Genomic DNA, 23,427 nt, shown 5'->3' with positions numbered 1-23,427 from the left:
GTTTTCCCTCAGATATCCGAGGCCAAGGAGACCGACGAGAGATGCAGTGCCCCAAGTGCCGCGGCAACATGCGGACTTACGAGCGCAACGGCGTTCACATCGAGCAGTGCGACAACTGCCGGGGAATCTTCCTCGACTACGGCGAGCTGGAGACGCTGACCCGGATGGAGGCCAGCTACCACGCCGCTCCCCCGCCCCCGCCCGCCGCGGGCCCCGCCTGGGGCGCCCCGCCGCCGCACGGCGGCCACCACTACGGCCACCACCGCCAGCGCAGCTGGGTGGGCATGCTGTTCTCCTCCTGACAGGCTGACGGACGTGCCGGCGACCCGGCACGACCACGACACGGCAAGGGCCGCGCACCTCTCGTGCGCGGCCCTTGCCGCGTCGGAAATAGGGGCCTTGCCGCGTCAAGGACCCAGGTGGGTGGCGGCGTCAGCCCGGGAAGTCGTCGGGGTCCACGTCGGAGGTGCGGGCGTTGCCGCCGGCGATCGCGTGCAGCGTGATCCGCCAGTCGTGCCAGCGGATCTGGGTGGCGGTGAAGGTGGTCTTGAACTTCACCGCCTTCTGGAAGCGCTCGAAGCTGCACTGGCGGGTGAAGGCGCGCGCCTTGCCGTCCCAGTCGACGCCGTGCGTGAAGTAGACCTTGTACGTGCCGTCCTTCACGCCTCTGACCTTGAACTTGGCCTTCTTGCGCACGTACACGCTGAGCACCTTGGAGCCGCCCTTCACCAGGGTGACGACCGCGTCGCGGGTGCCGCCGTTGTCGATCTGCAGCGAGCTGCGGCCGGTGAGGGAGCCCTTGCGGACGAACGAGCCGTTGCCGAGGCGCCGGCTCTTCTTGCCGCCGGCCTTCACGGTGACCACGTCCGCCGGGTAGTCGCCGGCCTGCTGGAGGGCCTGTCCGGCCTGGTCGAGGGACTTGAGCGGGCCGCTGACGTCGGTGAGCGCGGCCGAGGAGGTGCACAGGTCGCGGGCGCCGACCTTGCCCGCGGTGCCGCCGAGCGCGGTGGCGAAGTCGCGCAGGCTGGTCACGTACGCGTCGTGCTGGGCGCGCACCTGGTCGGGCGGTGTGACGGCGGCGAGCGCTGCGGCGCCGCTCTCGACGGCCTCGGCGGCCTTCTGCGCCCGCTGGCCGAGCGTCTTGACCGTGCGCGCCCCGGCCATGGAGCCGATGGCGCCGGCCATGGCCTTGCGCCGGGTCTCCAGCTCGCTCTTGTACGCGGCCGGGTCGAGGGCCGACACGCTGGGGACGGGGGTCTCGGAGGGCGCGGCGCCGGTTCCGGAAGAGGTGCCGGCGGAGGGGGCGGCGCCGGAGCCGCCGGCCACGCCGCTGACCACGGGCTGCCCGCCCGAGGGCCGGGGGGTGGCGGCCGAACAGGCGCCGAGCGTCAGGGTCGCCAGGGCGAGGACGCAGGAGATCATCCGGGGGGCTGCCACCTGTCACACTATCGCCCGGTTGATCCGTACCGTCAATCTCGGCCCGGCCCCGCGGCGCGCGTGAGCGTGGGTCCCGTGACGGCTCCGTCCACAACGGGCCGACACGAGACGATCACGAATATCGACTCGCGCCGTGCCCTCGGCCTAGAGTCGGCTGCATCACACCCAGGAGGACAGGCATGTCGAGCATTCCCTCCCTGCTGCGCGACCGGATCGCCGCCACCCCTGACGCCGAGGCCTACCGGACGCCCTCGGACGACGGCTGGACCTCACTGTCCTGGCGTGAGGTGGGCGAGCGTGTCCGCCGGCTGGCCCTCGGCCTGGCGGAGATCGGCGCGGGCCCCGGCACCCGGGTGGCCATCCTGAGCTCCACCCGCCTCGAATGGATCCTCGCCGACCTCGCCGTGCTGGCGACCGGCGCCGCCACCACCACGATCTACCCCTCCAACACGGCCGCCGAGTCGGCGTTCATCCTCACCGACTCGGGCAGCACGATCGTCATCGCCGAGGACGACGACCAGGTCGCCAAGCTGCGGTCGGTGCAGAAGGAGCTGCCCGACGTCAAGCGCGTGGTCGTCATCGACGGCACGGCCGGCGACGACGGCTGGGTGGTGCCGTTCGGCTCGCTCGGCGGCGACGGCGACTACGACGCCATGGTCGACGCCATCGCCCAGGACGACCTGGCCACGCTCATCTACACCTCCGGCACCACCGGCCGACCCAAGGGCGTGGAGCTGACCCACGACAACTGGCTCTACGCCGGCTCCGCGGTCCGCGAGCTGAACCTGATCTCGGGCGACGACCTGCACTTCCTGTGGCTGCCGCTGTCGCACTCGTTCGGCAAGCTGCTCGAGGTCGTGATGATCGACATCGGCGTGCCGACGGCGGTGGACGGCCGGCTCGACCGGATCGCCGAGAACCTGGGTGCGATCAAGCCGACGTTCATGGCCGCCGCGCCGCGCATCTTCGAGAAGATCCACAACACGGTCTCCGCCACCGTCCAGCGCGAGGGCGGGGCCAAGCTGCGCATCTTCGAGTGGGCCCGCCGCACGGGCCTGCGGGTGGTGCGGGCGCGCCAGCGCGGCGTCGCCGTCCCGCTCACCACCCGCGTCGAGTACGCGCTGGCCGACCGGCTCGTCTTCGCCAAGCTGCGCGCGCGGTTCGGCGGCCGGATCCGCTTCTTCATCTCGGGCTCCGCGCCGCTGTCGCGCGACATCGCCGAGTTCTTCGACGCCGCCGGCCTCACGATCCTGGAGGGGTACGGCCTGACCGAGACCTCGGCGGGCAGCTTCCTCAACCGGCCGGAGACGGTCAAGTTCGGCACGGTCGGCCCGCCGCTGCCGGGCACGCTGGTGCGCATCGCCGACGACGGCGAGGTGCTCGTCGGCGGCCGGGGCATCATGCGCGGCTACCACGGCCTGCCGGAGGAGACCGCCGCGGCGCTGGAGGACGGCTGGCTGCGCACCGGCGACATCGGCGAGGTCGACTCCGAGGGCCGGCTGGCCATCACCGACCGCAAGAAGGAGCTGATCAAGACCTCGGGCGGCAAGTACGTGGCCCCCACGTACCTGGAGGGCAGGATCAAGGCGGCCTGCCCGTACGTGTCGCACGTGTTCGTCCACGGCGACCGGCGCAACTACTGCACGGCGCTGGTGACGCTGGACATGGACGTGGTCAGGCCCTGGGCCGAGGCCGAGGGCCTGCCCGCCGAGGCCGAGGCGCTGCGGGAGCACCCGCGGATGCGCGAGGAGGTCGCCAAGGCCGTCGACCAGGTGAACGCGGGCGAGGCCAGCTACGCGACGGTCAAGAAGTTCGCCATCCTGAGCGAGGACTTCTCCGTCGAGTCGGGCGAGCTGACGCCGAGCCTGAAGATCAAGCGCAAGGTCGTCGAGGAGCGCCACGGCGGCGTCCTCGACGCCTTCTACGACGGGAAGTGAGCCCGGCCGCTCCCCGGCGGCCCGCGCGCCGGGTCCCTAGAGGATCCGGCGGGCGCCGGGGAGCGACCGGACGAGGTAGGCGAGCCCCCAGCACAGCGGCAGCGAGATCGCGGCCACGAGGGCGAACTTGACGACGGCCGCCGCCTGCAGCCAGCGGAACGCCAGGGCCACGGCGACGAGCACGATCGGGTGGACGATGTACACCGTGTAGGCGTGCGCCGCCAGGAACCGGCCGAGCGGTCCCTGCCGGTCGAACCGCTCCCGGAAGATCACCACGAGCCCGGCGATGACGCCGACCGCGAAGAACGACTGCCACGCCGCCGTGGCGGCCGACGCCGGCATGCCGTCGGTCGTCGCCGCCAGCGGCACCAGCGTGGCCGCTGCGACGGCCGCGGTGATCAGCCCGGCGCGGCCGGTCGCGCGCGGCAGGGTCTCGAACCAGCGGCGCCGGAAGGCCACCGTGCCCGCCGCGAACATGGCGACGTACTGTGGCAGGTAGTCGGGCGAGGGCAGCCCGAGGACCGGGACGTACGTGCCGGTCGGCACCGCGAGCCGCCACACGAACGTGGCCACGGCCAGGCCGGCGGCGAACAGGAGGAGCGAGCGGAACCGCGGCGGCGCGGACGGCGCCTCCTCCTCACGCCCGCGGCGCAGGCCGCGCCACACCGCGTACGCCACCGCGAAGACGATCAGCACCTCGGCGAACCACATCGGCCCCGGGTCCCAGGTGCGCAGGTAGAACTCCGCGTACGACGCCTTCCGGTCCTCGGCCAGGTACTGCGGCAGCGTGACCAGCGGCCGCAGGAGCACGAGGAAGACGAGCAGCGGGACGCCCAACCGGAGCAACCGGTCGCGCACGAACGCCCTCCCGCCCTTGCGATCGAAGGAGGCGGGGGTGAAGAAGCCGGAGATGAGGAAGAAGAAACCCATGAAGAACGCCTGGTTGACCACGACGAGGAGGTCGAGGGCCCGGCCGGAGGGGTCGTGGGCGGATTCGACGTAGTACCACAACGGGATGTTGCCGTAGGTCACGGCGACGTGGTGTAAGACGACGAGCACCGTGAGGACGACGCGGAGGTTGTCCACGGCGAGGAGCCGGGTGGCGGTCCGAGGTCGTTCGGTCTTCATGCGCACGCCCTTTCGAGGAGGTCGGCGAGCTGCCTGGCGTGGGCGTCCAGGTCGTGGTCGGGGTGGGCCTGCCAGTAGGCGAACATCGCGTCGATGGCGGCCTGGTGGGTGATCGCCATGACGCGGACGTCGAAGGCGCGGAACTCCCCCGACTCCTGCCCGCGGCGGTAGATCGACTCGAGGGCCTGGTAGAGGCCCTCGTTCGTGTGGACGCCGTAGCGGGGTTCGCCGTCGGCCGCGCGCAGGTTGTTGAAGATCTCGCCGAGCGCGGTGAGCTGGACGCGGTTGCCCCGCATGTGCTCGGCGACGGACAGGACGTGCGTCCTGAGCAGCTCGGCGGCGGACCCGGCGCCCTCCATCCGGGCCAGCACGAACTCCCCGATCTGCGCGTAGACACGGTCGACGACCTGCTCCATCAGCTCCTCCTTGCCGGCGAAGTGGTAGGAGATGACGCCCTTGCTGATGCCGGCGCGCTGGGCGATCCGGGCGAGTGACGCCCGGGCGAAGCCCACCTCGGCGATCACCTCGACGGCGGCGCCCACGATCTGGTCGCGCCGCGCCTCCTCGATGAACGACCGCGCTTTCTGGCCGTCTGGCTTGTTTTCTGACCGCATGGCCAAAATTTAGCACACGCGGACAGAAGATGGTGATCACGGCGAGCGCTCAGGCGCCGGCGAAGGCGGAGAGATGAGCCCGCTCAGGGACGGGCGGGCAGAGGGGGCGTGCTCAGGGGCGGGTGAAGGCGGCCAGGAGGCGGTCGGCGGCGAGCGACGGGGTGAGGGTGCCCGCGAGGACCTCCTTCTCCACCTCCTCGGCGATGGCCGCGACCCGGGGATCGTGACGCAGCTCCGACAGCAGCCGGTCGCGCACCAGCGTCCACGTCCAGCCGACCTGCTGGCGGCGGCGCTTGCCGGCCAGGTCCAGGCCGTCCTGGTGCCGCAGCACCTGGTCCCACAGCTCCGGCAGGCCGTCGCCCGTGAGGCCGCTGCACGTCAGCACGGGCGGCGGCACGCTGTCCGAGCGCAGCATGCGCAGCGCCCCGGCCAGCTCGCGGGCCGCCTTGCGGGCGGCGAGCGCGTACTCGCCGTCCGCCTTGTTGACCGCGATGACGTCCGCCAGTTCCAGCACGCCCTTCTTGATGCCCTGGAGCTGGTCTCCGGTACGGGCCAGCGTCAGCAGCAGGAACGTGTCGACCATGTCGGAGACCGCCGTCTCCGACTGCCCCACGCCCACGGTCTCGACGAGCACGACGTCGTAGCCGGCCGCCTCGACGACGACCATGGCCTCCCTGGTGGCCTTGGCGACGCCGCCCAGCGTGCCGGACGCGGGCGAGGGCCGGATGAACGCGGCCGGGTCGGCCGCCAGGCGCGACATGCGGGTCTTGTCGCCGAGGATGCTGCCGCCCGTGCGGGTCGAGGACGGGTCCACGGCGAGGACGGCCACCCGGTGGCCCCGGCCGGTGAGCATGGTGCCGAGGGCGTCCACGAATGTGGACTTCCCCACACCCGGCACGCCCGAGACGCCGACGCGGCGGGCCCGGCCGGACAGCGGGGTCAGCTCCACGAGGAGACGCTGGGCCAGGGCGGCGTGATCGGGCCGGGTGGACTCGACCAGCGTGATCGCGCGGGCGATCCACGTGCGGGAGCCGTCGCGCACGCCCCCGGCGTAGTCCTCCAGCGACCGCACGCGCCCTCCCCTCCCAACCTGCTAGGAGTTTCCCACTTGATCAGATTAACTCCCGCCAAGTCATAACTTTTGACGCTAAGGTGCAGAGCGTAGTCGTCCCAGCCGTCACAGGAGTCACTCCCCTCATGCCCCACGTCGAACCCCTGCGCGAGGGCGACCCGGCAGCGGTGGGGCCCTACCGGCTCGCCGGCCGCCTCGGCGCCGGCGCCCAGGGCGTCGTCTATCTCGCCAAGGCCCCGAACGGGGCGCCCGTGGCGGTCAAGATCCTGCACGAGGGGCTGCCCGGCGACGACCGCCTGGCCAGGGAGATGGCCGCCGCCCGCCAGGTCGAGCCGGTCAACGTCGCCCAGGTGCTCGACGCCTCCGCCGGCGGCCGGCCGTACATCGTGAGCGAGTACGTGGACGGGCCGTCGCTGCAGCAGGCGGGACGCCGGACCGGCGCGGAGCTCCAGCGGCTGGCCGTCGCCACCGCCACGGCGCTCGCGGCGATCCACCGGGCGGGGCTCGCGCACCGCGACTTCAAGCCGGCCTGCGTGCTGCTGGGGTCGGGCGGGCCGCGCGTGATCGGGTTCGGCGTCACGGGCGCGCTCGACACCAAGCTCTCGGCCACGAGCAACATCGTGGGCACCCCGGCGTACATGGCGCCCGAGCAGCTCGCGGGTCAGGCGGTCGGGCCGGCGGCGGACGTGTTCGCGTGGGGCTCGGTGCTCGTGTTCGCGGCCACGGGTACGCCGCCGTTCGGCGACGACTCGCTGCCCGCGGTGATCAACCGCATCCTGCGCGCCGAGCCGCGCCTCGGGGAGTTGCCTCAGTCGCTGCGCGCGGCGGTGACCCGCTGCCTGGCCAAGGAGCCTGGGGCGCGTCCCGCGATGCACGAGGTCCTGCTCCACCTCCTCGGCTCCCCGGCCTCCCCGACTCCGCCTTCTTCGACCCCGCCTTCTCCGGCCGCGCCTTTTTCGGCCCCGCCTTCCCCGACCCCGCCGCACGGCTCCTCGGCCCCTCCCCTCCCCTCCCCTCCCGCCTCTCCCTCCACGCCGCATGCCGCTCCCGTTCTCCAGGACCGGTCCTCGGCGCCGTCGTACGCCGACCGGCAGCGCGCCGAGGGCCCGGCGGACCAGCGGGCGGCCGGGCCGGACCGGTCCGTGTCCCGCCAGGGCGGCGCCGGGCACGCGGACGCGGACCAGTGGCACACGGCGCCGCAGGCGGCGGTCTGGCAGGAGCCCGTCTCGGAGTCCACGGACCCGGTCCGGCCCGTGACGGGCCGGGCCGCCACCTGGCCGCCCGCCGCCGGGACCTGGGAGGACTCCTACGACACCCCCCAGCCCACCGCCCCGCCGCCCCCGGCCCCGAACCGGCCGGCGGCACCCCGCGCGCAGACGTCCGCTCCGGGAGCGTTCGCACCGGGTACGGGCAGCCGCGAGGCGTTCGACGAGCAGACCTTCAGTTCCGGCGCGGCCGGTTCGGGGTACGGCGAGCAGGTATGGCCGCCGGTGGAACGCCCCGACGACGCGTGGCGCCAGGAAGGGGCGCAGCCCGGGCAGTGGACGCGCGACGAGACGCCCCCCTCGCCCGGCGAGCCCTGGACCGGCGACGAAGCGCGGCCCGCCCCCGGTCAGCCGGGCGACGGGGTGAGGCGCGCGCCGGGCGAGACGTGGCCGGGTGGCGACGCGCGGCCCGCGCCGGGCGAGACGTGGCCCGGTGGGGAGGCGCGGCCCGCACCGGGCGAGCCGGAGCAGTGGCGGCAGGATCCCTCCGGGGAGCCCGCCCCCGCGAAGCCGCGCAGGCGGCGCGGCAAGACGCTGGTCATCGCCGCCGCCTCCGGTCTCACCGCGGTCGTCCTCGCGGGCGCCATCGTGTGGCTGACCCCGTCCTCGCCGCAGCCGAGGTCGCAGAGCCTGGTCAGCGCCTCCTCCGGCGCCTCCGCCAGCGCGTCGCCGACCCCGTCGCGCAAGCGGCCCACCAGGACCCGCACCCCCGCCCCGGCCGACCACGGCTCCACCGCCCCGGCCGCCACGAGCTCCGCCGACCCCGCCGGCACCGGATCCCCCACGACCGGAACGGTCACGGGACGCCTCAGGCTCTCGTCCCTGCGCGCCCTCGGCACCAGGAACGGCACCTGCTGGGCCGGCGATCAGGTCACGCTCACCGCGCTGGTGGAGCGCGGCGGCGAGCGACTCCCGTTCGGCTACGTGTGGATGGTGGACGGCCGGGTCATCGGCCGCGCCTCGACGGTGGTCGAGGCGGACGGCCGGCTGGTCGTGAACGCCCCCCGCGCCCTGGCGGCCGACGGCGGCACCCACCTCGTCACGTTCCGGATCACCACCCCGGTGACCCGCCAGCGCTCGCTCTCGCTCACGTTCTGCCAGCCGTAGGAGGTTGGTCGCAGCGGGATGCGAGCCCGCTCCCGCGCCCAAGGGCGGCACGGGCCGCGGGGGCCGAAGGGTGATCGCGACGCCCCCGGCCTGGCGGAGCTGAAGATGGTGTACGCGCCCGACGCCGGCCGCCCGAGCGCCCGCGCACCAGCCACCCGGGCGCCCGGCCACCAGCCACCCGAGCGCCCGCACACGAACCCCGCGGGCGCCGCGCACCGTCCGCAGGGACGCTAGGCGTGGCGTTCCTTGAGGTCGCGCAGCAGGTCCAGGGCCGCGTCGGCGATCACCGTGCCCGGCGGGAAGATCGCGGCCGCCCCGGCGGCACGCAACTCGGCGAAGTCGTCCGGCGGGATCACCCCGCCCACCACGATCATGATGTCGGACGCGTCCAGGCCGGCCAGCGCCTGCCGGAGCGCGGGCACCAGCGTCAGGTGACCCGCCGCCAGCGACGACACGCCGACGATGTGCACGTCGGCCTCCACCGCCTGCCGCGCCACCTCCTCCGGCGTCTGGAACAACGGCCCGACGTCCACGTCGAACCCCAGGTCGGCGAAGGCCGTGGCGATCACCTTCTGGCCACGGTCGTGGCCGTCCTGGCCCATCTTGGCCACCAGGATGCGCGGGCGGCGGCCCTCGGCGCGTTCGAAGTCGGCGCACGCCCGCCGCACCCGCTCGATGTTCGCTCCCGGTCCTGCCTCGTCGCGGTACACGCCGGAAATGGTACGGATCTGACCGGCGTGCCGGCCGAACACCCGCTCCAGCGCGTCGGAGATCTCCCCCACGGTGGCCTTCGCGCGGGCGGCGTCGACGGCCAGTTTGAGCAGGTTGTGGTCGAGGCCCGGCTCGGGGTTCGCGGCGGCCTTGGTGAGCGCCTCCAGCGCGCGGTTCACCGCGTCGGGGTCGCGTTCGGCCCGCAGGCGGCGCAGCTTGTCGAGCTGGCTGGCCCGTACGGCGCTGTTGTCGACCTTGAGCACCTCGATCGGCTCGTCGGCGTCCGGGCGGTACTTGTTGACGCCGATGACCGGCTGGCGGCCCGAGTCGATGCGGGCCTGGGTGCGGGCCGCGGCCTCCTCGATGCGCAGCTTCGGCAGCCCCGCCTCGATGGCACGGGCCATGCCGCCCGCGGCCTCGACCTCCTCGATGTGCGCCCAGGCGCGCGCGGCGAGGTCGTGGGTGAGCCGCTCCACGTAGGAGGAGCCGCCCCACGGGTCGATGACCTTGGTCGTGCCGGACTCCTGCTGGAGGAGGATCTGGGTGTTGCGGGCGATCCGGGCGGAGAAGTCGGTGGGCAGCGCGAGGGCCTCGTCCAGCGCGTTGGTGTGCAGGGACTGCGTGTGGCCCTGCGTGGCGGCCATGGCCTCGACGCAGGTGCGGGCGACGTTGACGAAGACGTCCTGCGCGGTCAGCGACCAGCCGGACGTCTGGCAGTGCGTACGCAGCGACAGCGACTTGGGGTTCCGCGCCCCGAACCCCGACACGAGCTTCGCCCAGAGCAGCCGGGCGGCGCGCAGCTTGGCGACCTCCATGAAGAAGTTCATGCCGATGCACCAGAAGAACGACAGCCGGGGCGCGAACCGGTCGACGTCCATGCCCGCCGCGACCCCGGCCCGGAGGTACTCGACGCCGTCGGCCAGCGTGTAGGCCAGCTCCAGGTCGCAGGTGGCCCCGGCCTCCTGGATGTGGTAGCCGGAGATGCTGATCGAGTTGAACTTCGGCATCTTCTCGCTGGTGTAGGCGAAGATGTCCGAGATGATCCGCATGGAGGGGGCCGGCGGGTAGATGTAGGTGTTGCGGACCATGAACTCCTTGAGGATGTCGTTCTGGATGGTCCCGGCGAGTTGCTCCGGCTCCACCCCCTGCTCCTCGGCGGCCACGATGTAGAGGGCCAGGACGGGCAGCACGGCCCCGTTCATGGTCATCGACACCGACATGCGGTCCAGCGGGATCCCGTCGAACAGCTGCCGCATGTCGTAGATCGAGTCGATGGCGACCCCGGCCATGCCCACGTCGCCCTGGACGCGCGGGTGGTCGGAATCGTAACCGCGGTGCGTGGCCAGGTCGAAGGCCACCGACAGGCCCTTCTGCCCGGCCGCGAGGTTGCGCCGGTAGAAGGCGTTGGAGTCCTCGGCCGTGGAGAAGCCGGCGTACTGGCGGATGGTCCACGGCTGGTTGACGTACATGGTCGGGTACGGGCCGCGCAGGAACGGGGCCGCGCCCGGGTAGGTGCGCAGGAAGTCGAGGCCGTCGAGGTCGGCGGCCGTGTAGAGCGGCTTGACGCCGATCCCCTCGGGAGTCTCCCACGCGGCTCCCCGCGTCTCCGGGGAGGCGTCGGGGCGGGCCTTGCCCTCCAGCGGCACACCGGTGAAGTCGGGAATCATCGGGCCACCTCCAGGGCCTCGAAGGTCGTGCGGAGCACGCCGAGCGCGTCGCACCCGGTGTGGAGGCAGGCGTCCACGCCGTCGTACGAGCCCTTGCCGGCCAGCCAGACCAGCCGCGCGCCCGCCTTCCTCAGGGCCGTGGCCACGGCCTCGGCGTGCTGGGCGTACAGGCGGTCGGTCGAGCACAGGCAGGCGACGGTGGTGCCGCTGACGGCGAACGCGGTGGCGATCTGCTCCGGGTCTGCGCCCGGGCCGGCGGTCTCGGTCGCCAGTCCCCCGGCGTGGAAGAGGTTGGCGGCGAACGCGGCGCGGGCCGAGTGGGCGGCGACGGGGCCGATCGTGGCGAGGAACACCTTGGGGCGTTCGGGCAGGGCGTCGGCCAGGTCGCGCAGTTCCTCGTACTCCTGGGCGTACCGGACGACCGGCAGCCCTCCGCCCGTCCCGTGCGCGGCGGACGCGAGCCACGGGCCGCTCTCGCGGGGGCGACGCAGCGACTTCTCGCCGGGGTCCGGGTACTCGCTCACGCCCGTGATCGGGAAGCGGCGGTGCGCGACGTCGTCGGCGCGGCGCTCCCGGGTGGCGGCGACGCGCGCGGACACCAGGCCGGCCGCCGCGCCGATGCCGCCCGCCGCCTCGATCTCCTGGAACCACTCCCACGCCCGCTCGGCCAGGTCGGCCGTGCGCCGCTCGACGTACCAGGACCCGCCGGCGGGATCGGCCACCCGGCCGGCGCCGGCCTCCTCCAGCAGCAGCGCCTGCGTGTTGCGGGCGATGCGCCGGGAGAACGCGTCGGGCCGTCCGAGGCAGGCGTCGAACGGCTGCGCGGTCACCGCGTCGGCGCCGCCCACCCCGGCGGCGAAGCAGGCCACGGTGATGCGCAGCATGTTCACGTACGGGTCGCGCGCGGTCATCATCGCGGAGCTGGTCACCACGTGCTGGAGCTGCGCCCCGGGCGGCCCGGCGGCGCCCACGCCGCCCTGGATGCCGGGAACGCCCGTGATGCCCGTCTCCACCCCGCACAGCTCGGCGATCCGCGCCCACAGCCGGCGCGCGGCCCGCAGCTTGGCGATGGTGGCGAACTGGTCGTCGGTCGCGGCGTAGCGGAACTCCAGTTGCCCGAACGCCTCCTCGACGCCCAATCCGGCGTCGGTGAGCGCCCGCAGGTGGCTCACGCCCAGCGCGATCGAGCAGCCCAGCTCGTCGGCGTCGCCACCTCCGGCGTCGTGGTACGGCGTGGCGTCCACGGTGATCGCCCGCAGCCCCGGGTGCCCGGCGGCGCAGCGCAGGGCGAGCCGCACGGCGGTGTCGCGGTCGTCCGCGCCGGCGCCGAGGTTGCCCCGTGCGGGGGTGCCGCGCTCGGCGGCCAGGGCGAGCAGCGCCTCGGCCGCCTCGGTGGTACGGCGGCCGGCCTGGAGCGTGATCGGCGCGAGGTCGAGGTAGACGTCCTTCAGCACCCGGCCCAGCTCGCCCACGGGAATCGCGCCGTCGCCCACGACGAGCCAGAGCGAGGTGACGCCGTTCTCCAGGTCGGCCAGCACGGCCTCGGGGTCGGCGACGGCGTGGCGCTGCCGCACGTCCCAGCCGCCGGCGGCCCGGGCGGCATGCTCCGCCCGGTCGAAGGGCGGCGCGGCGGGCAGGTCGTCGGCGTCGTAGAGCGGGGCGAGCGTCACCCCGTCGTACGTGCGGCTGGACAGGGCCTCCTCCGGGGAGTCGGCCTCGGTGCCCGCCTTGCGCAGGACGGCGAGCGCCAGCGCCCGCCAGTCGTCGCGGGTGGTCGCGGGGAAGCCGGCTGCCAGGTCCATGATTCGGATAGTAGGCGGAACGCCGCGAACCGGGTAACCCCAGGGGTCCCCCAGCCAAACCCTGACGACCCACCCGGCCCACCGGTGACTCGCGGGCGTGTCGTGGCTCCGGCAGGCGCAAGAGAACGGCGGCCCGGGCGGGGCGGGGAGGGGGGTGGGTCAGGTGAGGGGGGCCTCCCAGGTGAGGCGCCAGGTGACCGGCCCCACGACGCCGTCCGCCTCCACCCCCTGCTGGCGCTGGAAGCGGAGGCAGATGTCACGCGACTGCGCCCCGTAAGCGCCGTCCACGTCGAGCTCCCACCCGCGCGCCTTCATCTGCCGCTGCCAGGTGCGCACGTCGTCCCCGCGTGTCACCGGCGGATAGCGCAGCAACCGGCCGGGGAACGGCGGCGCCTCGGGCTCGCCGCCGCCCTCTCCGTCGCCCGGGTCACCGCCGCCGTCGCCGCCGGGCCGGGGCGCTCCCCTGCGCACCCACGCGTACAGCGGCTCGCCGGGGCAGTCCGTCGCGTACCCGTCGCGGTGCCCCTTGATCTCCCGGCCCGCGTCGCCGCGCTCGCGGACGTACTCGACGGCGTCGAGGATGGCGTGCAGCACGCCGTCGGGCGGCTCGACCAGCCCGGCGTTGCCGACGAGGCCGAGCACGGCGTAGTGCCCTGAGTTGAGGCCAGGGCCGTTGGCGGCGGGCAGGTGGTGCAGCCCGCGCCCTTCGAACACCTTCTGGTGTGGACAGGCCACGAACGAATAGCCTATGTCCAGCCAGCCGTTGCCGTCCTGGTGCCCCCGCTGGATGGACTGCACCAGCGACACGCAGCCGTTGTGGTCTCCGACGATGCCGGGATTGACCAGACCGCCCGTGTAGTGAACTTTCACCCCCCTCGTGGAGGCGAGCTGCGTATAGCTTCCACGGGGTGCGCGGGCACCCCAGTCACGTCGTGTCACGAGGTCGATGGCCACCGTTGTGCTCTCCGGATGGTCGGATGTACGGCAACCGAGCGTAACGCGGCCTATCCGGACAGATCAGCAAATTGACGATTATTCGCTTTATAGACGGATCGCTTTATGGGCGGATCACTCGCTTGTCGGTGACGATGGCGGTGATCAGGTCGTGCGGGGTCACGTCGAAGGCCGGGTTGACCGCGTCCGTGCCTTCCGGAGCCACCCGCGTCCCCCGCAGCGTCACGATCTCCTCGGCGCCCCGGTCCTCGATCTCGATCCCGGCGCCCGTGGGGGTCGCGAAGTCGATCGTCGTCTCGGGCGCCACCACCACGAACGGCACACCGGCCCGCGCCGCGCCGAGCGCCAGGGCGTACGTGCCGATCTTGTTGGCGGTGTCGCCGTTGGCGGCGATGCGGTCCGCGCCCACGAGCACCGCGTCCACGCCGCCCCTCGCCAGCAGGTACGGGCCCGCGCCGTCGGCGACCAGCCGGTGCGGCGCGCCCATGCGGGCCAGCTCCCAGGCGGTGAGCCGGGCTCCCTGGAGCAGCGGCCGGGTCTCCAGCGCGAGCACCTCGGCCAGCCGGCCGCGCTCGTGCAGCGTCTGCGCGACGCCGAGCGCCGTGCCCCGCTCCACGGCCGCGAGCCCGCCGGTGTTGCAGATCGTCATGATCCGCAGCCGGCCGTCCGGGCGGTCCTGGACGGGCGGGACGGAGGCGCGTACGCCGGAGCCGAGCAGGCCCGAGGTGAGGAGATCCGCCCCCTGCTCCCCCATGGCCAGGCAGGCGGCGATGTCCTCGTCGCGGATGCGCAGGGCGGCTTCCAGGACGGCCCGCCGGCCCTGCGGCAGCCAGGCGGCGGCCTGGTCCACGCCCCAGGCGAGGTTGACGGCGGTGGGCCGGGCGGCCCGCAGCCGGGCGACGGCGTCGCGATTCCCGTCGGACAGCACGACGCCGAGGGCGCCGGCCACGCCCAGCGCGGGCGCGCCGCGTACGGCCAGCCGCCGGATCGCGTCGATCAGCTCGTCGACGGTGGTGATCCGGAGCCTGACGCACTCGTCGGGCAGCCGCGTCTGGTCGATCAGCTCGACCGCGTCGTCCACCCAGTCAATGGTCCTCACTCTCCGCACGGTAACCGAATCCGGTCGATCCGCCACTCTTCCGGCGAACCTCCCCAATCCGGCCACTCTTCCGGCGGATCTCTCCCGATCCGGCCACCCGGCCACCCAACCGCCCCATCCAGCCGCCTGGACGCCCCGCCGCCCGGCCACGGTTCAGCCGGGGGACACAGACGGGCGGACGGGGATGCGGGGATGGGGGGCGGAGTAAAGGGCGGAGCGGGCGATGGTCAGGCGAGAAGCGAGCGGACGGAACGGGGGGACGAGCCGAACGGAGCGGACGGGCGAGCACGCGGGTGCGCGGAACGGGCAGACGGGCGAACAACCGAGCGGGTGGGTCAGCGTTCGGCGAGGACTATGACCGAGTCGCCCTCGGCGAACCTGACGGGCTGCGACTTCGGCGGGTTGAGGACGATGCCGTAGTGCGGCGGCGTGTTGCGGCCGCCCGCGTCGCGGTAGCCGATCGCCGTCTCCCCGCGCCGCCGCGCCGCCTCGATGACCGTCGAGAACGTCACCTCCGCGCCCGGCTTCACGTAGTCGCGCGCGGGCCGGGGATAGATCTCCGAGCCGTGCGAGTCGAACAGGTAGCTGAAGACGTCGGCCAGGTGGCGGTTCTCGGCGAGCTGGGCGAGGAGCAGGCCGATGACCGTGTCGCTGATGACGATGTCGTCGGCCTCGGTGACCTCGGCCAGCACGCGGTTGCTCTCGTCGTGCATCTCGCTGACGATCGAGTAGCGCTCGCCCCGGGCGGTCTGCATGTCGCGCAGCTGCAGCAGCGTCATGAGGGTGCGGGTGTCGGCGTGGTGGGGGTCGAAGCGGTCGTCCGACAGGACGATGACGTGCTGGAACAGGCCGAGGCTGAGCGCCTCGAGTTGGTAGCGGTCGGTGGAGTCGCACTCCTTGACGTGGACGGTGAGGTTGGCCAGGCCGGTCAGGCCCTCGCCGGCCCGGGGGTGGTCGGCGGCGACCTCCAGCACCGAGCCGGGCGCGACGTAGCCGTCGAGGTAGCGGACGATGTGCTCGGCCCGGCCGTTCCAGTTGAGCACGAGCGTGCGCTCGGGCTGGAGGGCGGTGGGCGGGGCGGAGACCACGGCCTCCTCCGTGAGGACGGGCTCGCCGGTGGCCAGGCGGATGTGGGAGTCGTCGTGGGCGATGACGATGACCTGGTCGTGCTCGGAGACGACGGTGTCCATGGGCGGGTTGAGCACGACGCCCGAGCGCCCGCGCAGGCCGATGACGGAGGCGGTCTCGTAGGCGTGCAGCGCCTCGCCGTACGTGCGCCCGACCAGGTCGGCGCCGGAGCGCAGGTAGATCTCGCCGCCGTCGAAGTTGAGCAGGTCCATGCAGACGACCGACATGCCCGACTGGCGGGAGGACTGGACGATGAGCCGGGAGGCGGTGTCGTCGGAGTCGACGACGTGGACCTCGCCCCCGCCGGCCAGGCGGGCGGCGGGGATGTTGCCGGAGGCGGCGATGGCGGCCACGACCGGCGGGTGCGCCCCGGCCCGCTTGGCGAGCGCGAGCAGGATCTTGATGACGTGCGCGTCGGGGTCCTCGCCGTCGGGCGAGAGGACGACGACGGACCGCGCGCTCTGGAGGTTCATGAGCGTGAGGTCGCGCGGCTCGGTGGGCCGTCCGGTACGGCACACCAGGCGCGTGCGCCCGAGGTCGACGTGCTCGCGGATCTCCTCCTCCATGTCGAGCTTGTCGCGGTCGGCGAGGACGGCGATGACCGAGCCGGGCTGGCTGGCGTGCGCCTTGACCAGCTCTCCCACGATCGTGAACACCTGGTCGGACCAGCCGAGCACGACCGTGTGGCCCTTCTCCACGATGCGGGAGCGGCCCCGGCGCAGGCGGTCGACCTTCAGCTTCAGGCCGTTGGACAGCAGGCCGACGAGCATGCTGACGATGAACAGGCCGCCGAGGGACCCGGCGAACATGACGGCCATGTACGCGGTGGAGCCCTTGTCTCCGGCGACCTTGCCGGGGGTGAGCGCGTGCATGAGCGCTATCCACAGCACCTCGCCCGCGCCGCCCACGCCCTCCGGCTCGTGGGGCGCCAGCCAGAGCGTCAGGCCCGCCACCGCCACGACGAGCCCGACCGACAGGACGCCCAGCAGGCCGACGAGCGAGGCGGTCCCCCGGGACATCGTGTTGTCGAACCAGTAGCGCGCCCGCTCACGGAAGCTCACCCCAGCCACGCCGCCTTACCTCCACCATTCGCACACTTGACCGACGCAACAAGGTACAGGTGGATCGGCCGGGTCCGCAGCGATACCGATGACCTGGCGAAATGTCCTGTTCACGGGCCTGTTCACGGGCCTGGGCGCCGCTCTGTGCACGGCAGGGCCCCCGGAACCCATGACGGATTGATATGACGCCGATGTCATGCCATATCCCAAAACCCTTCGACATGACGCGACCCAAACTGGATCATTATCCTCATGTCCGTGATGAAGGAGGTGCCGTTCCCGAGCCCGGAGTCGTCCGACCTCCCGATGAACATCTGGATCGACGACAGCGACACCGCGATCGACGTGATCGACGCCCTGGCGCTGTCGCCGTTCGCCACCGGGGTGCAGCCCTGGTCGCGCCAGGCCAACCTGGAACGGGTGCGGCCGGAGGCCACGCTGAGCCCGGCCGGCGGCCGGCTCGTGCGCACCGCGCAGATCCAGGACGGCCAGGAGTCGCGGCTGATCTGCGGTGACGGCTGGACCCTGCGCGTCGTGCGGTACCGCAACCGCAGCGCCACCGTGAGCGTGACCGCCGTGACGGAGGAGCTGGCCCGTTCGGTGCTCAAGGAGAGCACGGACGGCGCCGTCGAGCCGGAGCCGGAGACCGACCACGTCGAGATGGGCTTCTGGTGGCGCGGGGCGCACGGCGGCACCCGCTCCGAGAGGCCGATCACGGCCCAGCCGTGGGAGGAGATCAGCGGCAACTACTCCGCGCAGGTCCGCCGCTCCCTGACCACGCTCATGGCGGTCACCCCGGCGGAGGTCCACGGCCGGCTCGTCCTGCTGCACGGCCCGCCCGGCACCGGCAAGACGACGCTGCTGCGCTCGCTGGCCAGGCAGTGGCGGGAGTGGTGCCAGGTGGACTGCGTGCTCGATCCGGAACGGCTGTTCAACGACCCCGGCTACCTCATGGAGGTCGCCGTCGGCTACGACTCCGACGAGGAGAAGCAGCGCTGGCGGCTGCTCGTGCTGGAGGACTGCGACGAGCTGATCAGCGCGGCGGCCAAGTCGCAGACCGGACAGGGCCTGTCGCGGCTGCTCAACCTCACCGACGGGCTGCTCGGCCAGGGCCGCGACGTGCTGGTGGCGATCACCACGAACGAGGACCTGGCCCGCCTGCACCCCGCCGTCGTCCGTCCCGGCCGCTGCCTTGCGCAGCTGGAGGTGGGACCGCTGACGCGCGAGGAGGCGATCGGCTGGCTCGGCTCCTCCGACGGGATCGGACCGGCGGGGGCGACGCTGGCGGAGCTGTACGCGGCGCGCTCGGGGCGGGCGGTCCCCGTCCCGGCCGCGGACGAGTCGACCGGCCTCTACCTGTGACGACCTCTGGAGGCGCCTCCCCCCGGGGCGCCTGCGAAGGCGTCCTCTGACGTCCCCGCCCGACTCGGCGGGGGCGCGTACGTAAACCTTCCGATGCGGGCGGCCAGGCCGGGGAGCACAATCGGCCTGGTGCTCACTGTCGATCCGGCCCGCGTCGCCTTCCACCGCCTCGCCGTGTCCTTCGCGGCCGCGGACGGCGTCCCGGGCGGGCTCGCCCCGTGGACCGGCGACGAGGTGCCGATCGGTTTTCCCGCCACCCAGCTCGTCCCGTCGTGGACGGCGCGCACCCCGCCCGGCTCCTGGGTGGAGATCGAGCTGCGGGCGAGGACCGCGTCCGGGTCCCTGACCAAGTGGTACGTGATGGGCCGGTGGTCGGAGCACGGCGACCCGCGCACCTCCGTGGCCGGCCAGGGCGACGACGACGGCGACGTGGCGGTCGACACGTTCGTGGCGCGGCGGCCGGTGGTGGCCTTCCAGGTCCGGGTGACGCCGTGCGGGCCCGGGGTGGAGGTGGGTTCGCTCGCGGTGATGGCCTCGGCCGTGCCGCCGTTCCCCATCGTCGCCGCGTACGAGCCGGGCCGGGACGGCTCGGGCGAGGTGCGGCTCGACGTGCCCCGCCACTCGCAGCACGAGCACGCCGGCCACCACCCGCACCTGGACGGCGGCGGCGCCAACTGGTGCGGCCCGGCCTCGGTGGCGATGGTGCTCGGCTACTGGGGGCGCGGCCCGGAGGCCGGCGACCTGGCCTGGGTGGGCGAGGGCGACCCGTCGCCGCTGGTGGACCACGCGGCCCGCGGCACCTACGACACCAGCTACCAGGGCACCGGCAACTGGCCGTTCAACGTCGCCTACGCCTGCCGGTACGGGCTGACCGGGTTCGTCACGCGGCTGCGCTCGGCCACCGAGCTGGAGGCGTTCGTCCGCGCCGGGATCCCCGTGGTCACCTCGCAGGCGTTCAAGGCGCACGAGCTGCCGGGGTCCGGCTACTCGACGGGGGGCCACATCATGGTCGTCGTCGGCTTCACCGCCGGAGGCGACGTCGTCGTCAACGACCCCGCCGCGCCGAGCGACGCCGACGTGCGCAGGGTCTACCCGCGGGCCGCGTTCGAGAACGTGTGGCTGCGGGGCTCCGGCAGCGGCGGCATCGTCTACGTCCTTCATCCGCCCGGGCACCCCCTTCCCCCTTCCGACGGCAACTGGTGAGCAGATGAGCATTCGACCGATCGACGTGGCCCGTACCGACGGCGGCCCCCTGTGGGTGGAGGCCGTCGCCACGCCCGCCGGGGTGGAGGTGTGGTGGGACGAGCCCCGCCCGCACGAGGGCGGCCGGCGGTGCGTGGTGCGGCGCCGGCCGGACGGATCGCGCGTGGACGCGCTCCCGGCCGGCTGGAACGCCCGCAACCGCGTGATCGAGTACGGCGGGCGGTCGTGGCGGCCGCTGCCGGGCGGCGGGCTGGTGTTCACGAACTGGGCGGACCAGCGCCTGTACCGGCTGGACGGCCCGGACGCCACGGGTGACGCTTCACCAGGCGAGGGGGGCGGGCCGGTGGCGCTGACGCCGGAGGGCCCGGCCCGCTACGCCGACCTGTACCTGCCGCCCGGCCGCGACGAGGTGTGGGCGGTGCGCGAGACCGGCACGGAGCGCGACCTGGTCGCCCTGCCGCTGTCCGGCGGGCCGGTGCGGGTGATCGTCCGGGCGCAGCACTTCCTCATGTGCCCGCGCCTGTCGCCCGGCGGTGGCCACGTGTCCTGGATCGGCTGGGACCATCCGAACATGCCGTGGGACGGCACCGAGCTGTGCGTCGCCCCGCTCGGTCCCGGCGGCGCCGCCGGGCCGCACGCGGTGGTGGCGGGCGGGCCCGCCGAGTCGGTGGTGCAGGCGGAATGGCGTGACGAGGACACCCTGTACGCCGTCACGGACGCGACCGGCTGGTGGAACATCCACGTGGTGGGCCGGGAGGGCGGCCCGTCGCGCAACCTCACGCCGCGCGAGGAGGAGTTCGGCGACGCGCCGTGGAAGCCGGGCATGTCGTGGTTCGCGGTCGCGGAGGCCGGGCTGGTCGTGGTCCACGGCACGGCCGACCGCTGGTCGCTGTCGGTGCTGGACCCGGAGACCGGTGAGCTGCGGGACGTGGGCGGCGAGGCGGCGTACTGGGGCCCGACGGTGTCGGCGGCGGGCGGCATGGCGGTGGGCGTGGCGGCCACGCCGTACACGCCGCGGGAGGTCACGCTCGTCGACCTGGCGGGCGGCGCGCGCGAGGTGGTGTCGGCGCCCAAGCCGCTGCCCGCCCGCGAGCTGCTGCCCGACCCGGAGGCGGTGACGATCGAGGGCGTGCACGCGCACCTCTACCCGCCGTCCGGGGAGCGCGACGGCGGCCCCGCCCCGTACGTGATCTTCGTTCATGGCGGGCCGACCGGCAACAGGCCCGTGGTGCTCGACCTGGAGATCGCCTACTTCACCAGCCGGGGGCTCGGCGTGGCCGAGGTCAACTACGGCGGCTCCACCGGCTACGGCCGGGCCTACCGGGAGCGGCTGCGCCACCAGTGGGGCGTGGTCGACGTCGAGGACTGCGCCAAGGTGGCGCGCGGCCTGGTCACGATGGGCAGGGCCGACGCGGCGCGGATCGCGATCCGGGGCGGCAGCGCCGGCGGCTGGACCACGGTGGCGGCGCTGGTGCACAGCGACGTGTTCGCGGGCGGCGTCGCGCACTACGCGATCACCGACCCCGAGAGCTGGGCGGCCGAGACGCACGACTTCGAGTCGCGCTACCTCGACGGGCTCATCGGCCCGCTGCCCGAGACCCGCGACCGCTACACCGAGCGCTCGCCGCTGCTGCGCGCCGCGCACGCCTCCGGGCCGTGCCTCATGCTGCACGGCCTCGAGGACGCGATCGTGGACGTCGGCCAGGCCGAGCGGTTCGTGGCCGAGCTGGACCGGCACGGCAGGCGGTGGGCGCTGCTCACCTACCCGGGCGAGCAGCACGGCTGGCGCCGGGAGGAGACTATCGTCTCCGTGCTGGAGGCCGAGCTGGCGTTCTACGGGCTGATCTTCGGGTTCGAGACGCCCGAGGTGCCGCCGCTGAAACTGGAAGGAAGACCGTGAAGAGCGTTGCCGAGATCTGCTCGGACCTGATCAGGTTCGACACCACCAACCCGGGTTCGGGCGAGCGGCCGGCGGCCGAGTACGTGGCCACGCTGCTGGCCGACGCGGGCCTGGAGCCGGAGGTGTTCGAGTCGGCTCCGCGCCGTACGACCGTCGTGGCCCGCATGGAGGGCGACTCGCCCGACGCGCTGCTCATCCACGGCCACCTCGACGTGGTGCCGGCCGACCCGGCGGAGTGGCGGACGCACCCGTTCTCCGGCGAGATCGCCGACGGTTGCGTGCACGGCCGGGGCGCGGTGGACATGAAGGGCTCGTGCGCGATGACGCTCGCGACCGTGCTCGGCATGCGGGCGCGCGGGGAGCGGCCGAGGCGTGACCTCGTGCTCGCGTTCCTGGCCGACGAGGAGGCGACCGGCGACTACGGCTCGCGGCACGCGGTGACCGAGCACCGCGAGCTGTTCGACGGGGTCACGCAGGCCATCAGCGAGTCGGGCGGGTTCAGCGTCAGCTCCGGCGAGCACCGGGTGTACCCGGTGTCGGTGGGCGAGCGCGGCACGGCCTGGATGAAGCTGACCGCGCGCGGGGTGGCGGGCCACGGCTCGCGGCCCGCCGTGGACAACCCCGTCGCCACGCTCGTCCACGCCCTGTCCCGCGTCGCGTCCCACCAGTGGCCGGTACGGCTCACGCCGTCGGTGGCGGCGCTCATCCAGGCGCTGTCGGAGATCACCGGCCAGCCGGTGGACCTGGACCGGCTGGACGAGGAAGCGGCCCGGCTCGGCGCCCTGGGCCTGCTGTTCAAGGGGCAGATCCGCAATTCCGCCAACCCGACCATGCTGGACGCGGGCTACAAGGTGAACGTGGTGCCCTCGACGGCCGAGGCGCACGTGGACGGCCGCTACCTGCCGGGGCTGCAGGAGGAGTTCCTGGCCACGATCGACGAGCTGCTCGGGCCGAAGATCACCCGGGAGTTCGTGAACCTGGAGGACGCCCCGGCCGCGCCGTACCCGTCGCCGTTCTTCGACGAGCTGGCGGGGGCGCTGGTGGCCGAGGACCCGCTGGCGCGGCCGGTTCCGTACGTGATGAGCGGCGGCACGGACGCCAAGTCGTTCGCCCGGCTCGGCATCGAGGGCTACGGGTTCGCGCCGCTGATGCTGCGGCCGGATCTGGACTACTTCGGGATGTTCCACGGGAAGGACGAGCGAGTGCCGGTGGAGGGGCTGGAGTTCGGCACCCGCGTGCTGACCCGCCTGCTCACCTGATCCGGAAAGCAGTGGAACAAAGCATTCCGTTCTGATATGCTGGATTCATCAGCGAGACGGAAGGGCTGCGGAACATGAGCGAGATCACGAACACCGGCTGGGACGTGCTGGACTTCTCCCACCAGGCGCTGCGCCAGGTCGTGCGGGGGGTGCCCGCGGACGCGTGGCACCTGCCCACCCCGTGCGCGAAGTGGGACGTGACCCAGGTGCTCCAGCACGCCGCCGGCGACCAGGTCGGCTTCGCCGCGTTCCTCACCGGGGAGCCCGGCCCCTCGGAGGACCCGTTCGCGCCCTCCGGCACCCTCGCCGAGGACCCGGAGGCGTACGCCGAGGCGGCCCTGAGCCGCTCGGCCGCCGCCTGGGCCGGCGTGGACCGCGACGCGGAGCAGGTGCCCGTGCCGGTCCCGCCGAACGCGATGGAGCCGTCGCTCGGCGCGGGCGCCTGCGCGCTCGACGCCGCCGTCCACGCGTGGGACATCGCGGTCGCCACGGGGCAGCCGTCGCCGCTGACCGGCGCGGTGGCGCGGGAGCTGCTGGGGGTGGCGCGGCAGATCGTCGAGCCGCTGCGCGCCTGGGGGGCGTACGCGGCGGTGCTGCCGGCCGCGGAGGGCGACGACGACGTGGCGGCGCTGCTGCGCTACCTGGGCCGCGACCCGTACTGGACCCCGGCCGCCTGACCCCGCCTCACGCGGACGAGCCCCCGGGACGGCGTGGAGCCGCC

The 23,427-nt window shown here is 73.5% G+C and carries 17 protein-coding genes; 8 read left to right on the top strand and 9 right to left on the bottom strand.

Annotated features, from left to right (window positions below; all coding sequences use genetic code 11):
• The first annotated feature begins 41 nt into the window (after positions 1 to 41).
• Positions 42 to 302 (top strand): zf-TFIIB domain-containing protein, encoded by a 261-nt coding sequence (locus AB0H81_RS07025; RefSeq protein ID WP_358370357.1) that lies wholly within the window; start codon positions 42 to 44, stop codon positions 300 to 302.
• Positions 303 to 432: 130 nt separating this feature from the next.
• On the opposite strand, the gene AB0H81_RS07020 is transcribed toward AB0H81_RS07025, so the two are convergent.
• Entirely contained in the window at positions 433 to 1,437 is a 1,005-nt protein-coding gene (locus AB0H81_RS07020) for a hypothetical protein (protein ID WP_358370354.1), read from the bottom strand.
• 179 nt (positions 1,438 to 1,616) lie between these two features.
• On the opposite strand from AB0H81_RS07020, the gene AB0H81_RS07015 reads away from it, so the two are divergent.
• Complete coding sequence (locus tag AB0H81_RS07015) at positions 1,617 to 3,374, top strand: long-chain fatty acid--CoA ligase (RefSeq protein WP_358370353.1); 1,758 nt, start codon at positions 1,617 to 1,619, stop codon at positions 3,372 to 3,374.
• A gap of 36 nt (positions 3,375 to 3,410) precedes the next feature.
• Here AB0H81_RS07015 and AB0H81_RS07010 read toward each other — a convergent pair whose 3' ends face one another.
• From AB0H81_RS07010 to meaB, 3 genes are all read right to left on the bottom strand, one after another.
• Positions 3,411 to 4,502, bottom strand: coding sequence for an acyltransferase (locus tag AB0H81_RS07010; protein ID WP_358370350.1), 1,092 nt, complete (start codon positions 4,500 to 4,502; stop codon positions 3,411 to 3,413).
• Positions 4,499 to 5,116 carry a TetR/AcrR family transcriptional regulator gene (locus tag AB0H81_RS07005; protein WP_358370348.1) on the bottom strand — a complete coding sequence of 206 codons (618 nt, stop codon included), beginning with the start codon at positions 5,114 to 5,116 and terminating at the stop codon, positions 4,499 to 4,501. The genes AB0H81_RS07010 and AB0H81_RS07005 overlap by 4 nt, the downstream gene beginning before the upstream one ends.
• A gap of 112 nt (positions 5,117 to 5,228) precedes the next feature.
• Positions 5,229 to 6,188: a methylmalonyl Co-A mutase-associated GTPase MeaB gene (meaB, locus tag AB0H81_RS07000; protein ID WP_358370345.1), complete on the bottom strand. Its 960-nt coding sequence runs from the start codon at positions 6,186 to 6,188 to the stop codon at positions 5,229 to 5,231.
• A gap of 125 nt (positions 6,189 to 6,313) precedes the next feature.
• On the opposite strand from meaB, the gene AB0H81_RS06995 reads away from it, so the two are divergent.
• Positions 6,314 to 8,560, top strand: a complete 2,247-nt coding sequence (locus AB0H81_RS06995) for a protein kinase (protein ID WP_358370342.1) — start codon at positions 6,314 to 6,316, stop codon at positions 8,558 to 8,560.
• A gap of 230 nt (positions 8,561 to 8,790) precedes the next feature.
• Here AB0H81_RS06995 and scpA read toward each other — a convergent pair whose 3' ends face one another.
• The 5 genes from scpA to AB0H81_RS06970 all read right to left on the bottom strand — a co-directional run bounded on the left by scpA (position 8,791) and on the right by AB0H81_RS06970 (position 16,991).
• Positions 8,791 to 10,938 (bottom strand): methylmalonyl-CoA mutase, encoded by a 2,148-nt coding sequence (gene scpA, locus AB0H81_RS06990; RefSeq protein ID WP_358370339.1) that lies wholly within the window; start codon positions 10,936 to 10,938, stop codon positions 8,791 to 8,793.
• Positions 10,935 to 12,740 (bottom strand): methylmalonyl-CoA mutase subunit beta, encoded by a 1,806-nt coding sequence (locus tag AB0H81_RS06985; RefSeq protein ID WP_358370336.1) that lies wholly within the window; start codon positions 12,738 to 12,740, stop codon positions 10,935 to 10,937. Before AB0H81_RS06985 ends, scpA begins: the two co-directional genes overlap by 4 nt.
• Before the next feature lie 159 nt (positions 12,741 to 12,899).
• Positions 12,900 to 13,610 (bottom strand): N-acetylmuramoyl-L-alanine amidase, encoded by a 711-nt coding sequence (locus tag AB0H81_RS06980; RefSeq protein WP_358370333.1) that lies wholly within the window; start codon positions 13,608 to 13,610, stop codon positions 12,900 to 12,902.
• Between the two features lie 187 nt (positions 13,611 to 13,797).
• A complete protein-coding gene (gene mtnA / locus AB0H81_RS06975; RefSeq protein ID WP_358370330.1) occupies positions 13,798 to 14,793 on the bottom strand; it encodes an S-methyl-5-thioribose-1-phosphate isomerase in 996 nt (331 codons plus the stop codon).
• Positions 14,794 to 15,128: 335 nt separating this feature from the next.
• Positions 15,129 to 16,991, bottom strand: a complete 1,863-nt coding sequence (locus AB0H81_RS06970) for a potassium transporter TrkA (protein ID WP_358370329.1) — start codon at positions 16,989 to 16,991, stop codon at positions 15,129 to 15,131.
• Between the two features lie 243 nt (positions 16,992 to 17,234).
• Between AB0H81_RS06970 and AB0H81_RS06965 the strand changes: the two genes are divergently transcribed.
• The 5 genes from AB0H81_RS06965 (at position 17,235) to AB0H81_RS06945 (ending at position 23,383) form a co-directional block, all read left to right on the top strand.
• The gene (locus AB0H81_RS06965; protein WP_358370326.1) at positions 17,235 to 18,344 is read left to right on the top strand and encodes a DUF5925 domain-containing protein; all 1,110 of its coding nucleotides are present in this window, start codon (positions 17,235 to 17,237) and stop codon (positions 18,342 to 18,344) included.
• A 129-nt stretch (positions 18,345 to 18,473) separates the two neighbouring features.
• Positions 18,474 to 19,547, top strand: coding sequence for a C39 family peptidase (locus AB0H81_RS06960; RefSeq protein WP_358370323.1), 1,074 nt, complete (start codon positions 18,474 to 18,476; stop codon positions 19,545 to 19,547).
• Between the two features lie 4 nt (positions 19,548 to 19,551).
• Entirely contained in the window at positions 19,552 to 21,447 is a 1,896-nt protein-coding gene (locus AB0H81_RS06955; protein WP_358370320.1) for a prolyl oligopeptidase family serine peptidase, read from the top strand.
• Positions 21,444 to 22,706: a M20/M25/M40 family metallo-hydrolase gene (locus AB0H81_RS06950; protein ID WP_358370317.1), complete on the top strand. Its 1,263-nt coding sequence runs from the start codon at positions 21,444 to 21,446 to the stop codon at positions 22,704 to 22,706. Before AB0H81_RS06955 ends, AB0H81_RS06950 begins: the two co-directional genes overlap by 4 nt.
• A gap of 74 nt (positions 22,707 to 22,780) precedes the next feature.
• Positions 22,781 to 23,383, top strand: coding sequence for a TIGR03086 family metal-binding protein (locus tag AB0H81_RS06945; RefSeq protein WP_358370314.1), 603 nt, complete (start codon positions 22,781 to 22,783; stop codon positions 23,381 to 23,383).
• Positions 23,384 to 23,427 lie beyond the last annotated feature (44 nt).

The organism is Nonomuraea sp. NPDC050691, assembly GCF_040654455.1.
In the GTDB taxonomy this organism is placed as follows: domain Bacteria; phylum Actinomycetota; class Actinomycetes; order Streptosporangiales; family Streptosporangiaceae; genus Nonomuraea.
The sequence above is the reverse complement of the archived record's forward strand: the minus strand, read 5'-3'. Positions and strand labels throughout refer to the sequence as shown.

Bases quoted from the DNA above. Each gene is read 5' to 3' on its own strand.
- AB0H81_RS07025 (WP_358370357.1), top strand. From the start codon at position 42: ATGCAGTGCCCCAAGTGCCGCGGCAACATGCGGACTTACGAGCGCAAC.
- AB0H81_RS07015 (WP_358370353.1), top strand. From the start codon at position 1,617: ATGTCGAGCATTCCCTCCCTGCTGCGCGACCGGATCGCCGCCACCCCT.
- AB0H81_RS07010 (WP_358370350.1), bottom strand. From the start codon at position 4,502: ATGAAGACCGAACGACCTCGGACCGCCACCCGGCTCCTCGCCGTGGAC.
- AB0H81_RS07005 (WP_358370348.1), bottom strand. From the start codon at position 5,116: ATGCGGTCAGAAAACAAGCCAGACGGCCAGAAAGCGCGGTCGTTCATC.
- AB0H81_RS06995 (WP_358370342.1), top strand. From the start codon at position 6,314: ATGCCCCACGTCGAACCCCTGCGCGAGGGCGACCCGGCAGCGGTGGGG.
- scpA (WP_358370339.1), bottom strand. From the start codon at position 10,938: ATGATTCCCGACTTCACCGGTGTGCCGCTGGAGGGCAAGGCCCGCCCC.
- AB0H81_RS06985 (WP_358370336.1), bottom strand. From the start codon at position 12,740: ATGGACCTGGCAGCCGGCTTCCCCGCGACCACCCGCGACGACTGGCGG.
- AB0H81_RS06965 (WP_358370326.1), top strand. From the start codon at position 17,235: ATGTCCGTGATGAAGGAGGTGCCGTTCCCGAGCCCGGAGTCGTCCGAC.
- AB0H81_RS06955 (WP_358370320.1), top strand. From the start codon at position 19,552: ATGAGCATTCGACCGATCGACGTGGCCCGTACCGACGGCGGCCCCCTG.
- AB0H81_RS06945 (WP_358370314.1), top strand. From the start codon at position 22,781: ATGAGCGAGATCACGAACACCGGCTGGGACGTGCTGGACTTCTCCCAC.